Annotated in this window: 17 protein-coding genes; 6 read left to right on the plus strand and 11 right to left on the minus strand. The window is 51.8% G+C overall.

What is annotated here, in order from left to right:
• Window positions 1-202 precede the first annotated feature (202 nt).
• A complete protein-coding gene (cydH, locus tag DA718_RS12905) occupies window positions 203-292 on the plus strand; it encodes a cytochrome bd-I oxidase subunit CydH (protein ID WP_110273969.1) in 90 nt (29 codons plus the stop codon).
• A gap of 167 nt (window positions 293-459) precedes the next feature.
• A complete protein-coding gene (locus tag DA718_RS12910) occupies window positions 460-1626 on the plus strand; it encodes an MFS transporter (protein WP_112214413.1) in 1167 nt (388 codons plus the stop codon).
• 77 nt (window positions 1627-1703) lie between these two features.
• Here the strand turns inward: DA718_RS12910 and sodB are convergent, their stop codons facing one another.
• Window positions 1704-2285, minus strand: a complete 582-nt coding sequence (gene sodB, locus DA718_RS12915) for a superoxide dismutase [Fe] (RefSeq protein ID WP_004102696.1) — start codon at window positions 2283-2285, stop codon at window positions 1704-1706.
• A 313-nt stretch (window positions 2286-2598) separates the two neighbouring features.
• Window positions 2599-3483 carry a C40 family peptidase gene (locus DA718_RS12920; RefSeq protein ID WP_112214412.1) on the minus strand — a complete coding sequence of 295 codons (885 nt, stop codon included), beginning with the start codon at window positions 3481-3483 and terminating at the stop codon, window positions 2599-2601.
• A 339-nt stretch (window positions 3484-3822) separates the two neighbouring features.
• On the opposite strand from DA718_RS12920, the gene DA718_RS12925 reads away from it, so the two are divergent.
• A complete protein-coding gene (locus DA718_RS12925) occupies window positions 3823-4170 on the plus strand; it encodes a Grx4 family monothiol glutaredoxin (protein ID WP_112214411.1) in 348 nt (115 codons plus the stop codon).
• Between the two features lie 54 nt (window positions 4171-4224).
• Here DA718_RS12925 and rnt read toward each other — a convergent pair whose 3' ends face one another.
• The 4 genes from rnt to DA718_RS12945 form a co-directional block, all read right to left on the minus strand.
• The gene (gene rnt / locus DA718_RS12930; protein WP_112214410.1) at window positions 4225-4869 is read right to left on the minus strand and encodes a ribonuclease T; all 645 of its coding nucleotides are present in this window, start codon (window positions 4867-4869) and stop codon (window positions 4225-4227) included.
• A 111-nt stretch (window positions 4870-4980) separates the two neighbouring features.
• The gene (gloA, locus tag DA718_RS12935) at window positions 4981-5388 is read right to left on the minus strand and encodes a lactoylglutathione lyase (protein WP_112214409.1); all 408 of its coding nucleotides are present in this window, start codon (window positions 5386-5388) and stop codon (window positions 4981-4983) included.
• 84 nt (window positions 5389-5472) lie between these two features.
• Window positions 5473-6570, minus strand: a complete 1098-nt coding sequence (gene nemA, locus DA718_RS12940; protein WP_112214408.1) for an alkene reductase — start codon at window positions 6568-6570, stop codon at window positions 5473-5475.
• 53 nt (window positions 6571-6623) lie between these two features.
• Window positions 6624-7223 carry a TetR/AcrR family transcriptional regulator gene (locus tag DA718_RS12945; protein ID WP_112214407.1) on the minus strand — a complete coding sequence of 200 codons (600 nt, stop codon included), beginning with the start codon at window positions 7221-7223 and terminating at the stop codon, window positions 6624-6626.
• Window positions 7224-7314: 91 nt separating this feature from the next.
• Between DA718_RS12945 and DA718_RS12950 the strand changes: the two genes are divergently transcribed.
• Together DA718_RS12950 and DA718_RS12955 are read left to right on the plus strand one after the other, a co-directional pair.
• Complete coding sequence (locus DA718_RS12950) at window positions 7315-7605, plus strand: DUF1289 domain-containing protein (RefSeq protein WP_167492872.1); 291 nt, start codon at window positions 7315-7317, stop codon at window positions 7603-7605.
• A 49-nt stretch (window positions 7606-7654) separates the two neighbouring features.
• Window positions 7655-8551 carry an aldo/keto reductase gene (locus DA718_RS12955; RefSeq protein WP_112214405.1) on the plus strand — a complete coding sequence of 299 codons (897 nt, stop codon included), beginning with the start codon at window positions 7655-7657 and terminating at the stop codon, window positions 8549-8551.
• Between the two features lie 63 nt (window positions 8552-8614).
• Here DA718_RS12955 and DA718_RS12960 read toward each other — a convergent pair whose 3' ends face one another.
• From DA718_RS12960 to DA718_RS12970, 3 genes are read right to left on the minus strand one after another with little or no spacing between them, the layout of a single operon-like run.
• Window positions 8615-10639, minus strand: coding sequence for an FUSC family protein (locus DA718_RS12960; RefSeq protein WP_112214404.1), 2025 nt, complete (start codon window positions 10637-10639; stop codon window positions 8615-8617).
• Window positions 10639-11535 (minus strand): efflux RND transporter periplasmic adaptor subunit, encoded by an 897-nt coding sequence (locus DA718_RS12965; protein WP_112214403.1) that lies wholly within the window; start codon window positions 11533-11535, stop codon window positions 10639-10641. Before DA718_RS12965 ends, DA718_RS12960 begins: the two co-directional genes overlap by 1 nt.
• Before the next feature lie 10 nt (window positions 11536-11545).
• The gene (locus DA718_RS12970; RefSeq protein WP_112214402.1) at window positions 11546-11782 is read right to left on the minus strand and encodes a DUF1656 domain-containing protein; all 237 of its coding nucleotides are present in this window, start codon (window positions 11780-11782) and stop codon (window positions 11546-11548) included.
• 170 nt (window positions 11783-11952) lie between these two features.
• On the opposite strand from DA718_RS12970, the gene slyA reads away from it, so the two are divergent.
• Entirely contained in the window at window positions 11953-12393 is a 441-nt protein-coding gene (gene slyA, locus DA718_RS12975) for a transcriptional regulator SlyA (protein ID WP_110273982.1), read from the plus strand.
• A 45-nt stretch (window positions 12394-12438) separates the two neighbouring features.
• Here the strand turns inward: slyA and DA718_RS12980 are convergent, their stop codons facing one another.
• On the minus strand, window positions 12439-13791 hold the full coding sequence (locus DA718_RS12980; RefSeq protein ID WP_112214401.1) for a sensor domain-containing diguanylate cyclase: 1353 nt from the start codon (window positions 13789-13791) through the stop codon (window positions 12439-12441).
• A gap of 232 nt (window positions 13792-14023) precedes the next feature.
• Window positions 14024-14491 (minus strand): outer membrane lipoprotein SlyB, encoded by a 468-nt coding sequence (gene slyB, locus DA718_RS12985; protein WP_112214400.1) that lies wholly within the window; start codon window positions 14489-14491, stop codon window positions 14024-14026.
• Window positions 14492-14616: the final 125 nt, after the last annotated feature.

A 14616-nucleotide genomic window follows, 5' to 3' on the forward strand; every position in this document is an offset into this window, starting at 1 on the left:
ACGTCGGGAAAACGACACAGAACGACAGGAAGGGGTCAATGGCCGATACGCTTTCAAATTAGCGTGGGATTTTGTCCGATCTTGGGGCAAAGGGGAAGAGCAAAAATGTGCATCCCTCTAAATCTCGGAAGATATTTGCGCTAATCTATGTAAAAATGAGCAAGCTCACTTTTCATGTGGGGATAATCAAGGGGAAAAATTGATGGATACAGATTTAAAGTTTTCGCTGACAACGACGATTATTGTTCTGGGTTTGATTGTCGCCGCAGGGCTGACCGCCATACTGCACTAATTCCAATATGAGGGAGGCATCGTTCTCCCTTTTCTTTTTCCGCCATTATTATCAATTTCGCAAAAATCTTTTGCCATTTCGTTTACTTTTGTTTTTCTGTGATTGATGTCATGCTTTTGGCTTCTGATGAGATGCTGTCGCTGAAGACGGCCCGATGGAGTCATTGAATGAAAATCAACTTTCCCCTGCTCGCTCTGGCGATCGGTGCCTTCGGTATCGGTACTACCGAGTTCTCCCCAATGGGGCTATTACCGGTTATCGCCAAAGGCGTGGATGTCTCTATTCCGGCTGCGGGAATGCTTATTAGTGCCTATGCCATTGGGGTTATGGTTGGCGCGCCGCTGATGACTCTGTTGCTTTCGCACCGTGCGCGCAGAAATGCGCTGATTTTCCTGATGGCGATTTTTACTCTCGGTAACGTACTCTCTTCAATTGCACCAGATTACACCACGCTACTGCTGTCGCGCATTATTACCAGCCTCAATCACGGCGCTTTTTTTGGACTCGGCTCAGTAGTAGCGGCGAGCGTAGTGCCGAAGCATAAGCAGGCCAGCGCCGTGGCGACCATGTTTATGGGGCTGACAATTGCCAACATTGGCGGCGTTCCGGCGGCGACCTGGTTGGGGGAAACTATCGGCTGGCGAATGTCGTTCCTTGCAACGGCGGGTCTCGGCGTGGTGGCGATGATCAGCCTGTGGTTTTCCCTGCCAAAAGGAAGCGCGGGTGAGCGGCCTGATGTTAAGCAGGAACTTTCAGTACTGATGCGCCCACAGGTGCTATCAGCGCTGCTGACCACCGTTCTGGGGGCAGGGGCGATGTTTACGCTTTACACCTATATATCACCGGTCCTGCACAGCATCACTAACGCATCGCCACTGTTTGTGACCGCGATGCTGGTATTGATTGGTGTAGGCTTCTCGCTGGGTAACTACCTTGGCGGTAAGTTTGCCGACCGCTCGGTTTCCGGGACGTTGAAGGGCTTTCTGCTGCTGTTAATGGTGATCATGCTGGCGATCCCGCTGCTGGCCCAGTCACAAATTGGTGCGGCTATCAGCATGGTTGTCTGGGGTGCCGCGACTTTTGCCGTGGTTCCGCCGCTGCAGATGCGCGTGATGCGCGTGGCTCACGAAGCTCCTGGGTTGTCATCGTCGGTTAATATCGGCGCTTTCAACCTCGGTAATGCGTTAGGCGCAGCCGCCGGTGGTGCGGTGATAACGGGTGGGCTGGGCTATGCATTCGTACCCGTGATGGGGGCGATCATTGCGGGCGTTGCGCTACTGCTGGTGTTTTTTAGCGGTCGATCGCAGCCAGAAGAGGCTTTTGCTAACCACTAATCGTTCATGAATAGTATGTGAATTGTGTGTGAAGTGAAAAATAACCGCAGAAGGCGCAATCCTTCTGCGGTTTGCTTTTATGCCGCCAGATTGGCCGCCACAAATTTCCAGTTCACCAGCGCCCAGAAGTGTTCCAGATAGTTCGGACGCGCATTACGGTAGTCGATGTAGTAAGCGTGTTCCCAGACATCCACGGTCAGCAGCGGGGTTGCATCGCTGGTCAGCGGCGTACCGGCGTTGCTAGTGGAAACAATCGCCAGGCTACCATCAGCGTTTTTCACCAGCCAGGTCCAGCCAGCACCAAAGTTTTTCGCTGCCGCGTCGGTGAATTTTGCTTTGAAATCAGCAAAGCTGCCGAAGGATTTAGCGATAGCTGCCGCCAGTTCACCTTCAGGTTCGCCGCCAGCGTTTGGTGCCAGGCAGTTCCAGTAGAAGGTGTGGTTCCAGACCTGAGCAGCGTTGTTAAAAACTCCGCCATCGGAAGAGCGAACGATCTCTTCTAAGGTCTTGCCTTCAAACGCGGTGCCTTTGATCAGGTTGTTGAGATTGGTGACGTAGGCCTGGTGGTGTTTACCGTAATGATATTCCAGGGTTTCTGCGGAAATGTGCGGCGCGAGGGCGTCTTTTGCATATGGTAATGCAGGTAATTCGAACGACATTGCTACTCTCCTTTTTATAGTTATACCCTTCATACTTCCAGCCGCATCTTTGTTGGCTGCCTGCACTTACCCCGGTCACGTACTATTTGTACGCTCCCGGGGATGCGCTTAGTTGCCGCGTTACTCGGCTTAAGCCTCGCCCCTTCGGGGCCAGCGCAAGCGCTGTTCAAAACGGCAGAGCGTTTTGTGATACAACTGGAATTATTTTGGGTATAGTTCGCGCAATAACCATGTATTACGCAAGGTAATAGTAGCAAATTAAAAGATGTGGCAAAAGAGAGTGTTACCCCGCCGCAGAAGCGACGAGGCAGAATTAGCGAATGGTTTTTGGCGTCATGACGCGGCGCGCGCCAACGTAATGGCGTTCCCAGTAATCTTCACTCAGCGAGGTTATCTGAATATCGCGACCGGTGCGCGGGGACTGGATAAATTTACCGTTGCCGACATAGACACCAACGTGATCGGCGGTACCGCGCCCACGGGTGCGGAAGAAGACTAAATCACCGTTTTGCAGCTCACCGCGATCGACCGGGCGGGCATCGCGCAGATGATACATTTCATTAGCGGTACGCGGGATGTGAATCTTCACCAGATCTTTATAGGCGTAATAGACCAGACCGCTGCAATCAAACCCGGTTCGCGGCGAAGTGCCGCCCCAGCGATAAGGTTTGCCAATCTGATCCATTAACTTCGACATGGCGGTGCTTTGCGCCTTTTGAACCCGAGCTTTATGCGCATCGGCGATGGTCAACTGAGGCTCATCAGTGACAGGTTTACAGCGAGTTTTATAGCCTTTGCGCACGACGCACTTTTTCTGCACGCTTGCTCTGGCGACTTTGCTTTCTGCCACCGATTTTGTCGAGCTAGCGCACTGCTTTTTGTAGCCTTTGCGCAATACGCATTTTTTGCTTGCACCGGCAACCTGACGGTTAAGCGCGGTTTGGCTTGAGGCGGTTGTGCGGGTAGGGGCTTTTGCGCGGCTGGCGGTCGATGTTTTCTTGCTGGAGGTTTTAGCGGTGGTCTTACTTTTGGAACTGGCTGCTTTTTTCTTACGCTCTGCGGTAGTGCCTTTGGCCGGATGCGCTTTTGGCGTAGCCGAAGCGTGCGTATGCCCGGAAGCATGCGCCAGCGGCGTAAATGAGATCGACGTAATAAGTAATGCACAGAGCGAAATCGCGATTTTGTTAAGACGCGCCACTGAGCAATCCCCTGATTAAATTACAGACATATACAGATGCCTGACGATGAATGACAAACCGCATCGATTCTAAAGCATAAAAACCCTGAGAGTTAATATTCTTTTGTATCTAAAGTGTCGTTTGGTTAACGATTGCAAAAAAATACGTCAGACAATAACCATGTCGCATGAAAAATGAGCAAAGCGCTCTTGCTTCAGACGATAAAATGATATTTTTGAGGCAACTTCTGGGCACAGAAGATAAAATGTGGAGAGTGACAAAAATGTTATTATCGGTCCTGCGTTCAGGACGCTACAATGACAAATTACTGCCGTAGAGAAGTTTAAGGAAGCAAGACAATGAGCACGACTTTAGAAAAAATCCAACATCAAATCGCTGAAAACCCAATCCTGCTGTACATGAAAGGGTCCCCGAAACTGCCAAGCTGCGGCTTCTCCGCCCAGGCCGTACAGGCGCTGTCTGCCTGTGGCGAACGTTTTGCTTACGTCGACATCCTGCAGAACCCGGACATCCGCGCAGAGCTGCCGAAATACGCAAACTGGCCGACTTTCCCGCAACTGTGGGTTGATGGCGAACTGGTTGGCGGTTGCGACATCATTATTGAGATGTATCAGCGCGGCGAACTGCAAACGTTGATCAAAGAAACGGCCGCTAAGTACAAGACTGACGAGCCGAAAGCAGATTAATTTTTGCTACCAATAAAAAAGCGACTTCTGGTGGAGTCGCTTTTTTTGTCTCTGCTATTCTTCGGCTACCGGTAACGGCCAGCCGCCAAGTCGTTTCCAACGATTGACGATTTCGCAAAACAGCTGCGCGGTTTGTTCGGTATCGTAAAGCGCCGAGTGCGCCTGAGTGCCATCAAATGCCATGCCCGCAGCAATGCAGGCCTTCGACAACACCGTCTGGCCGAGCGCAAGCCCGCTTAGTGCTGCCGTATCGAATGTTACGAACGGGTGGAAAGGGTTGCGCTTCAGGCTCGCGCGCTCGGCAGCCGCCATGGTAAAACTATGATCGAATGTGGCGTTATGGGCGACCATAATGGCACGGCTACAATCGCTCTCTTTCATCCCTTTGCGGATCATTTTGAAAATCGCGTGCAGAGCGTCATATTCGCTCACCGCACCGCGCTCAGGATCGTTCGGGTTAATCCCGTTAAAGGCCAGAGCTTCAGGCTGCAGGTTGGCACCCTCGAAAGGTTCAACATGAAAATGCAGCGTTTCGTCCGGCATTAGCCAGCCTTGCTCATCCATTTTCAACGTAATAGCGGCGATCTCCAGCAGGGCGTCGGTTTTGGCATTAAATCCCGCGGTTTCAACATCAATTACCACAGGATAGAAACCGCGAAAACGGTCGCACAGACCATTAAGTTGAGCGTTCTCGGACATCAGATTCTCTTAGCTGGAAAAAAGTAGCGCGCATTATGGCAAATTTTGCCACCGCTTGCAGCAGGAAGGGGGATAAAACAGCGGGCGCCGCAGATGGACGCCCGAAGAAGATTAGTTGCCGAGGCCTTTGCCGGCATCTTTCTCTTCAATCAGTTCAATTTTGTAACCATCCGGATCTTCGACAAAAGCGATAACCGTGGTGCCGCCTTTGACCGGACCCGCTTCACGCGTCACGTTGCCGCCGTTCTGGCGAATACGCTCACAGGCTTGCGCCGCGTTATCAACGCTTAGCGCGATATGGCCGTATGCGCTGCCGAGATCGTATTTATCAACGCCCCAGTTGTAGGTCAACTCGATAACGGCGGTATCGCTTTCTTCGCCGTAACCCACGAATGCCAGTGAGTATTTGTACTCAGTGTTTTCGCTGGTACGCAGCAGTTTCATGCCCAGCACGTTGGTGTAAAACTCAATCGAACGTTGCAAGTCGCCAACGCGCAGCATGGTGTGAAGTAAGCGCATAATGTCCCCTATGCAGTTTATTTTGATACATCAGAGCGTTAAGTATAGCGGCGATAACCCGCCGCTATCAATGCAATGGAGGGATTACAGAGTAGGATAATCGGTATAGCCTTCCGCGCCACCGCCGTAGAAGCTTTCCGGGCGCTGTTCATTCAGTGCGACTTTTTTCTGTAAACGCGCAACCAGATCTGGGTTGGCGATATAGTCCCGACCAAAAGCAACGGCATCAATCAGGCCTTTGCCGATCAGGTCGTTGGCTTTTTCTACCGTATACGCGCCTGCGCCGATAATTGCGCCTGGGAAACGGTCGCGCACTTTCTGGCGGAATTCATCGCTATACGGTTGGCCGCCTGCCCAGTCCGGTTCGGACATATGCAGGTAGGCAATACCGCGTTTAGCCAGCTCTTCAATCAGATACAGCGCATCGGCTTCTTCGTCCGGCCCGTTGTCGACATTCTGGAAGCTACCGATTGGCGAGACGCGAATACCGATACGGTCGGCGCTCCACTCTTTGCTCACTGCATCAACCACTTCCAGCACCAGGCGAGCACGATTTTCAACGTTGCCGCCGTACTGATCGGTACGATGGTTAGAGGACGGGGACAGGAACTGATGCAGCAGATATCCGTGGGCCGAGTGCAATTCAACAAGGTCAAAACCGGCATCGCGAGCGTTCCCGACCGCCTGACGGAAATCATCAACGATCCCGGGGATCTCTTCGATTTCAAGCGCGCGTGGCATAGAGGTATCAACACGAATCGCGTGGCCATGCTCATCGCGCAGCGAAGTGCGGGTACCGGCGCTAATCGCTGATGGCGCAACTGGTGCCTGGCCGCCAGGCTGGATGCTGTTATGCGAAATGCGTCCGGTGTGCCACAGCTGAACGGCAATACGACCGTTTTCGGCATGCACACCAGCGGTGATTTTCGTCCACGCCGCAATCTGTTCCGGGCTGTGCAGGCCAGGGGCGCCAGCATAGCCTTTCGCCTGAGCGGAGATCTGCGTAGCTTCGGAAATAATCAAGCCGGAGCTGGCGCGCTGGCGGTAGTATTCGCCCATCAGAGGGGTCGGAATATCGCCCGGTTCAATGCTACGCAGACGCGTGAGCGGAGCCATGAATATGCGGTTAGGTACGGTGACCGCACCGACTTTCAATGGGGTAAACAATTTAGATTCTGACATAATGACTCCTGAGTAGACCGGTCGTCTTGAAACTGGTTAAATAAAAACGCCTGTTACACGGCAGGCGCAGCAATAATATTTTTAGCGTGGGCAAGTGCGCTTTCCAGCGGCGTCGCGCTACGGGTAATCTTGGCCTGCAAATTGGCCCCCAGCCACAGAGAGTAAAGCACCTGGGACAGAGTCAACGCATCGCCAGCGAACATCAGACTGCCTTCCTGACGGCCTTTCTCCAGGGCATCACCCAGTAGAACGATAATCTGGCTGGCACCTTTATCCATCGCGGTACGCATGTCTTCCGACAGATCGCACACCTCTGCCGACAGCTTCACCGTCAGACAACCGCTGATAATACCCTGTTGGCAAAACTGGGTCAGCGTATGCTGGTAGTAGGCCAACAGACGATCGCGATAGTTCCCCTCGCCGTGGTCGAAATGCTCGACCAGGCGCTGAAGATATCCGGCGTAATGGTATTCAAGCAGGGCCACGCCATACGCTTCTTTTGAGCGGAAGTAGTGGTAGAAAGAGCCTTTCGGCACTTCTGCTGTTTTCAATAATTCGCTCAGGCCCATACCGGTGAAGCCCCGCTGCATGCAGAGCTGCTCGCCGGTGACCAGGATATGTTCGCGGGTAGTACATTCACTGTGCTTGTTCATGGGGCTCACTGTAATAGACCGATTGGTCTAATGCAAGCAATTATTAAAAATGCCGCCTGGCGCAGAGGCTGGTGAACAAAATTTGCGAATGATGAGTGAAACGTCTTCAATAAAGAAAGAGAAAGATGGCAGGAGAGGCGAAGTGGCTGAACAACTGGAGTTCTTTCCGGTACAAAGTCCGTGCCGGGGGATTTGTCAGTCAGATGAACGCGGCTACTGTCGGGGTTGCCTGCGCAGCCGTGATGAGCGTTTTAACTGGCAAAAAATGAGCGATGTGCAAAAGCAGGAAGTATTGCGTCTATGCCGGCAACGCTGGCAGCGCAATTTACGCGCAACCAAACAGGATAGTGCGGAAGAACCGCAGCAACCCTCACTGTTTTAAGCACGAAACTGCGTATACTCAGAACACTTTTTTTGTTGAGGAAGCTGTTATGGTTCAGCGTATTGCTATGGCTCCGCAGGGGCCGGAATTCTCTCGTTTTGTGATGGGCTACTGGCGTCTGATGGACTGGAATATGTCCGCTAAAGAGCTGGTTGGCTTTGTTGAGCAACACCTGGATCTGGGTATCACGACCATTGATCACGCCGATATTTATGGTGATTATCGGTGTGAGGCGGCGTTTGGCGAGGCGTTGAAGCTGGCCCCGCATCTGCGTAGCCGGATGGAAATCGTCACTAAATGCGGGATCGCCACCCGGGCGCGGGCAGAAAACACCATCGGCCACTATATTACCGACCGCGACCATATTGTGCAGAGCGCGGAACAATCGCTGCGTAATCTGGCTACCGATCATCTCGACCTGCTGCTGATTCATCGCCCGGACCCGTTGATGAATGCCGACGAGGTTGCGGAAGCCTTCCTGGCGCTGCATCACAGCGGTAAAGTACGCCACTTTGGCGTCTCTAACTTCACGCCAGCTCAGTTTACTCTGCTACAGTCTCGCCTGCCGTTTACCCTGGCGACCAATCAGGTGGAAATTTCTCCGGTTCATCAGCCGCTGTTGCTTGATGGTACGTTAGATCAGCTGCAGCAACTGCGCATCCGGCCCATGGCCTGGTCCTGCCTCGGCGGCGGTCGCTTGTTTAACGAAGAAAGTTTCCAACCACTGCGTGATGAACTGGCCCGTGTGGCTCAGGAACTGAATGCCGAAAGCATTGAGCAGGTGGTATATGCCTGGATCCTGCGCTTACCTTCGCAGCCGCTGCCGATTATCGGCTCTGGAAAGATTGAGCGCGTGCGCTCTGCGTTGGTGGCTGAGAAGCTCAATATGACTCGCCAGCAGTGGTTCCGCATCCGCAAAGCGGCGTTAGGCTACGACGTTCCGTAATCATTCAAAAGCCTGGTATCTCTGAATTGATTCGCAGAGATACCGTTTATGAGTCAAAGCAAATCAGCTCGTTCTTTCGGTAATCGTTCCGGCAATCGGGGCCTGTTCAAGCTGCGATAGCGCGCACCACAGTCGCCAGATAACCGCCGCCAGCTCTCTTGCCGCGGGCTGGTGGTGGTGATTGAGCGCGTCGCAAATGCGCTGCAATTCCTGAAGTGTTGAGGCGAGCGGTCGCTGCTGCACGCCGCGTTCGCTCATTACATCGCGCAGCAGGCTAATACACAAATCGCGTACCTGCGAGAGCGGGTCGGACCGTGTTTCCCATTCGCGAAGCTGCCAGACCACGTGGGAGCAGTTGAGCAACACTACGCCCCAACGCAGCAGCCAGCGGCGTGCCAGCGCATCCTGACTGTTACTGAGTTGGCTGATGTGATGATAAACCAGCGATTCAAATTCGTGTTCGCTATGCTGCGGGCGGCGGCTTAATTGGTCGACAAAGTGACGCCGTAACGCCCGAATGTGCCGGCGGCTTTTACGCGCGTCTGAACCCGGACTGATAATTGCGAAGGCCAGCCAGGCAAGACCTACTCCGATGATTTTGCCTAAATTATCGTTGAGAAATGAAGCGTAATCATAGACCGGAGGATTGGTTACCGCGATAAATGAACCCATAAAGACAATCAGTTGTCCCCAGAGTCCGGCGAATTTGGGCATCTGCAATTTAAGCAGTTGCATGGTCGTCAGTAGCGGGAACAGAAACAGCAAAAATTGCCATAAATCGGTTATCTGCACCATCAGACCGAATTTAACCACGAAGCTGAACAGCGAGAGCAGGACCAGCGTGCGCATTAAAAGCGTTAATGACTTAAACGGCGAAGGTGACACCGAGTAGAGCACGCAGCAGATGGCTGCCAGGGTCAGAGCGGCGGCGCAGGCCTGCCATTGGGTGCTAATTCCCCAGGCACCCACCATCACCAGCGCGAAAAACGTACGTACACCGTTCCAAAGCGCTTCAGCTTGATCGGTATGGCGAGTCAGTGCAGGTGCTGAAGGAACGTTAAATTCGGTCACCACGGTGGCGTTTTCGATGCGCTTAATCCATCTGCTGCTCTCCAGATAGAGACGGCAGAAATAGCGCAGACGCTTCCAGAAGGCGATATGTCGATAGTCCGCTTCGGCGGGAGGGGCCAGGGGGGCAATGAGCTTCGCGATGCTATAGCTGTCGGTCCCTGAATGGGTCAACTCATTCAGCAACGCTTCCAGAACCTCACGGGTGTTGGCGGGTGCCGCAGGCCAGTTGAGTAGCATTCGCCGCAGGCTTGAAATCACGCTAGTCATTCGCAACTGCTGATGTAGTAGGTAGTTGAGCAGTGGATTCTGCCGACGAAAGCGATAGTGACTCCAGAACGCCTGAATGCGCAGCAGATTCATGGTCAGAATTTGCCCAATCACACTTTCATGCGCGGTGCGGATCGCATCAGTGGTTTCCGGAACCCACAACATGCTGGCGTGCTCTAACAGCCGGGCATGCATGTTCTTCAGGGCGGTCAGTAGCGTCGTACCATCCGAGGTACTCGGTAAAATCATCATCATCAGACCGCCGCAAAGAATACCCACGATCACTTCGCAGACCCGCGACTGGGCGATGGTCCACAGTTCGTTAGCATCAGTGATATTGATAACCGGAAAGGCGATGATGGCGCAGGTATAACCGGCGAGCTGGAAGGCGTAGGCAACGTTGTTGGTATACATTGCGCAGGCCCAGGTACAGAGCGCTATCCACGCCGAAATGCTAAACAGAAACAGCCAGGGATCGTTTAGGGTATGTCCGGCCAGCAGCAACGCCGCGCAGGCACCGAGTAGGCTGCCCGCAATGCGCCCGAAGCTTTTACTGATTACGCCGCCGACGGTTGGAAAGCTCACGACGGCGGCAGAAGTCATCGCCCAGTAGGGCTCATCGAGATTCAGCCAATAGGCGATGCTGAGCGCCAGGCACATCGCGATTCCGTTACGCAGAGCATAGCGCCACTGCGGACGGCTGGCCTTAATCCACGGGAGCGAGCGCCACGTCAGGGCCTGCACCTTCATTACTGTGGGCCAATGGCGACGGTACAGGTGGTACCGGAAACCAGCGTGGTATCCGATGGTAAGCTGTCAAACTCAATGCGCACCGGGACGCGCTGGGCCAGGCGGACCCACGGAATATTTGGCTTAATGTCCGCAACCAGACCGCCTCCGCTTGCAACGCTTTGATCGACAATCGCACGACCGATACTACCTACGTGACCCTGTAACTTTTGTTTGCTGCTGTAGAGAATGATTTGTGCTCTATCGCCCGGACGGATATTGCGCAGCTTGGTTTCTTCAAAATAGCCGACCACGTAAAAAGAGTGACTATCAACGAGAGCAAAAACCGGATGACCCACGGAAGCGTAGTCGCCAACGCGAGTCGACAGGTTGGTCACCCAGCCATCTACCGGGGCTTTAATTTCAGTTTGTGCAAGTTGCCACTGAGCGTGATCAAGGCTGGCCTGCACGACGTCAATCAGCGCTTTTGCGGCCTCAAGGTTAGTATTTGCGGTATTAAGGGCGGTATTGGCATTTTCCAGATCTTCCGCCGAGATAAAATTCTGCGACAAATTACGCCGACGGTTGGCATCGCTCGCCGCTTTCTTCTGCTCAGCTTTGGCTTTCGCCACTTCTGCTTTTGCTTTGGCTAACTGTGCCTGGGCGTTGAGAACGGCAATTTTATAGGGCGTATCGTCAATTTTGAACAGGACATCCCCGGCTTTAACCAATTGGTTGTCGCGAACGTTTAGCTGCAGGATGCTACCGGAAACCTGTGGGGTGACTCCCACCTGTTCGGCGCGAACCTTTCCGTCGCGGGTCCAGGGGGATTGGGTGTAGTAATTCCAGACTAGCCAGGCGGCAATGATGGCCAGCGCGACGACCAGTAAAGTGGATAGGTATTTTAATTTCTTCATGGAATGAATATTACCAGGCAGTCAGTAAAACCAGCGCCAGACAGACAGAGAGCGCAAACAGGGACAGGTCCATTAGCAGGGGATGCCAAATCTCACCTGCGTACATCCAGTCGCGAAGCTGACGGTGAATCATCAACCAGATAAAGAAGCCCAACAGGACAGCTTTAAAGATAGGGGGAAAGTAGACAGAAGCGCCAAATACCAGGTCCTGGAGCGACAATCCGGCAGTGTTGAGACTCAGTTTCACAAGCAAAAATCCTTGCCGTTGCAGGAGAAATGTTCAGGTTATGCGATTATTCACATTGTAAATCATTGTCTTGATTTTAGTGAATCAGGTAATTCATTTGTTTTGATAATTTAAATGCTGCACACTATTCTAAAATCAGTATAATAACTTAGCAAGCTAATTATAAGGAGATGAAATTGGAATCGCCACTTGGTTCTGATCTGGCACGTTTGGTACGCGTTTGGCGCGCGCTAATCGACCATCGCCTGAAACCTCTGGAGTTAACGCAGACACACTGGGTCACTCTGCATAACATTCATCAGCTGCCGCCTGAACAGTCGCAGATTCAGCTGGCGAAAGCCATTGGTATCGAACAGCCATCGCTGGTCCGCACGCTTGACCAACTGGAGGAGAAAGGCCTTATTTCTCGCCAGACTTGCGCAAACGATCGGCGGGCAAAACGTATCAAGCTTACGGAAAAAGCCGAGCCGCTGATCAACGAAATGGAAGAGGTGATCGGCAAAACGCGTGATGAAATTCTGGCAGGTGTTTCCGCACAAGAAGTGGAAACGTTGCTCAATTTGATTCGTAAACTTGAACACAATATCCTCGATCTCCAGGCAAAAGATTGACCTTGTGAGGCCTTGAGTAGTTTCAAGGCCTCCTTTTTATTCATATTATTCATGCCAAACGATAACGCGATTGCGGCCGTTATTTTTGGCTTCATACATCGCTTCATCTGCGCGTCGAACGCACTCCTCTGCTGAAATGTCAGTGTTCTGCGTGGTGAAAACCCCCATACTGATGGTCATTCTTTCCGGTAGCTCAGCTCGTTCTTCACTGATGGTCAGGCGGATGCGTTCAGCAATGGCCAGCGCCTCTTTGACACCTGTATTCACCAGGAGTAAAGCAAACTCCTCGCCGCCGATACGTGCGGCTGCGTCGTGCTGCCGTACGCTGTTTTGCAGAACGCTGGCTGCAAACTGAATCACCTTATCCCCCTGTAAGTGCCCGTAGTTATCGTTGATGCGCTTGAAATGGTCGAGATCGCTAACAATGACCGATAGCGGCTGCGAAGCAGAGACCTTCGGTAGTAACCCGTTAAGAGTGTCGTAAAAATAGCTGCGGTTATACAGCCGAGTCAGAGGGTCGCGAATGGAGTTTTGGTAGGAGCGGATATACTTGTTATTTGATTCGCGATAGAGCATAAAAACATCGCCGAGCAGCACTAAAATCAGAAACAGGGTGCTTAGCGTTTCAAAGAAGCGAGCCTGATTCCAGGTGTGATTGATATCGTGAACTGTGGAGAGCAGAACGAACAGTGTAAATATATAGGTAGTGCAAAAAAAAGCGCCGCTGTACCAGAATATATTACGAAGTCGAGTCTGCCCAACAAGTAAAGTCAGCGTTAATGACCATATAATAATTAATACCCAGCCAATTCGGCTATGCCAAAGCGGTGTAAAGGTGAAGGTCAAGTTATCAATGAACTCTATGTTTAACCACGGCGAGTGGCTAGAGTGAATCCATGATAATGCTAATATAATACTGATAAATATGACACAGCTGCTGAGTACTGCAGCGTGCGTTTTCCATGAATTAATCGTTCTGTGACGGATACGATATAAAATAATCGACGTCATAAATAGCACTGCCATCATGATGTTGCGAAAAAAATAAAAAATCAGCGCATCATTTTGATTGACGACGCGACCCTGACCGCACATCAGCCAGTCAGGATAGCTACTGATCGTACCCAGCATCAGCAAGGCCGAACAGGCAAAAGCGAAAGCGATCGGGGCCAGGTACAGCCTTTTTTTGTCACAGAGATATTTCATCGCCATAAAACAGGCGACGGTAATATGAAAACTCATCAATGAAATAGTCAATACCGGGAAAAGCATCGACGATGTTGTAGATATATGATGAATTAATGAACCGGCAAGGAAATTAATCGTAATAATAGAAAGGCCGCAAACAGCTACGTAAAGACATATCCGGTGAGATAATTTTTTCAAGTCAACAAGCATAGTCAGCATCCCTAAGTAAAAGGGCGAAAGTAAAACGACGCAATTGTCGTAAATTGTGTAGTAAATACAGGCTGAGCGTACTTGATAATGATGTTTGAATTATTGAGCAGGCGCAAACAGTCGAAGGGGAACAGGAATAAAAATTTAAATATATTCTCTTTATTTATATATTTAGGTAAATAATACTTTATTTGTATAAATATGCGGCCCGTGAGGACCGCATAAGCATGTTTTAGCGTGGGGAAACGGTAACCTGGCTACCGCTGCCGGCAATCGCTACGCGCTGGCCGACGGAGAATGGCGTGCTGCCTTGTTTCTGCACTACCATGATGGTATTGCCATCATCTTTGCGGATTTCCAGCTCAACGCCCTGGGTTTTGTTCATCGCACCCTGTACACCCTGACCCGCTACGCCACCGGCGACTGCGCCTGCTGCCGTTGCCAGTGAACGACCGGTACCGCCACCGATGGTGTTACCAAGGAAGCCGCCGAGAACTGCACCACCAATAGCACCAATCGCATTGTTCTCGTCACCGCCCTGAATCTGGACTGCACGGGTATGCACAATGGTGCCGTAGGTCACGCTTTGGACCTGTTTGGCTTCAGATGCGGAGTAAACGTCACCAGACAGGCCGCTGCTGCTGACACAACCTGCGAGTGTAAAACCAATCATCGAGACAGCCAAAACACGTAAAATCATTTATGAATCTCCTGTTCACCAAGAAGCGTTCTATTGAACTTCCTTGTAGCCAATTATATGGCATTTAAGCGTCTGCTGGCATAGCAGATGCGTGGACTATACAAAAAATAATAATCAGAGTCGTC

It is taken from the genome of Klebsiella huaxiensis (assembly GCF_003261575.2).
Classification (GTDB): Bacteria; Pseudomonadota; Gammaproteobacteria; order Enterobacterales; family Enterobacteriaceae; genus Klebsiella; species Klebsiella huaxiensis.

Excerpts from the sequence above, each read along its gene's own strand:
- rnt (WP_112214410.1), bottom strand. The coding sequence starts at position 4,869 with ATGTCCGAGAACGCTCAACTTAATGGTCTGTGCGACCGTTTTCGCGGT.
- DA718_RS12955 (WP_112214405.1), top strand. The coding sequence starts at position 7,655 with ATGGTTCAGCGTATTGCTATGGCTCCGCAGGGGCCGGAATTCTCTCGT.
- DA718_RS12925 (WP_112214411.1), top strand. The coding sequence starts at position 3,823 with ATGAGCACGACTTTAGAAAAAATCCAACATCAAATCGCTGAAAACCCA.
- DA718_RS12945 (WP_112214407.1), bottom strand. The coding sequence starts at position 7,223 with ATGAACAAGCACAGTGAATGTACTACCCGCGAACATATCCTGGTCACC.
- gloA (WP_112214409.1), bottom strand. The coding sequence starts at position 5,388 with ATGCGCTTACTTCACACCATGCTGCGCGTTGGCGACTTGCAACGTTCG.
- DA718_RS12980 (WP_112214401.1), bottom strand. The coding sequence starts at position 13,791 with ATGCTTGTTGACTTGAAAAAATTATCTCACCGGATATGTCTTTACGTA.
- DA718_RS12965 (WP_112214403.1), bottom strand. The coding sequence starts at position 11,535 with ATGAAGAAATTAAAATACCTATCCACTTTACTGGTCGTCGCGCTGGCC.
- DA718_RS12960 (WP_112214404.1), bottom strand. The coding sequence starts at position 10,639 with ATGAAGGTGCAGGCCCTGACGTGGCGCTCGCTCCCGTGGATTAAGGCC.
- sodB (WP_004102696.1), bottom strand. The coding sequence starts at position 2,285 with ATGTCGTTCGAATTACCTGCATTACCATATGCAAAAGACGCCCTCGCG.
- DA718_RS12950 (WP_167492872.1), top strand. The coding sequence starts at position 7,315 with ATGAGTGAAACGTCTTCAATAAAGAAAGAGAAAGATGGCAGGAGAGGC.
- slyA (WP_110273982.1), top strand. The coding sequence starts at position 11,953 with ATGAAATTGGAATCGCCACTTGGTTCTGATCTGGCACGTTTGGTACGC.
- cydH (WP_110273969.1), top strand. The coding sequence starts at position 203 with ATGGATACAGATTTAAAGTTTTCGCTGACAACGACGATTATTGTTCTG.
- slyB (WP_112214400.1), bottom strand. The coding sequence starts at position 14,491 with ATGATTTTACGTGTTTTGGCTGTCTCGATGATTGGTTTTACACTCGCA.
- DA718_RS12910 (WP_112214413.1), top strand. The coding sequence starts at position 460 with ATGAAAATCAACTTTCCCCTGCTCGCTCTGGCGATCGGTGCCTTCGGT.
- nemA (WP_112214408.1), bottom strand. The coding sequence starts at position 6,570 with ATGTCAGAATCTAAATTGTTTACCCCATTGAAAGTCGGTGCGGTCACC.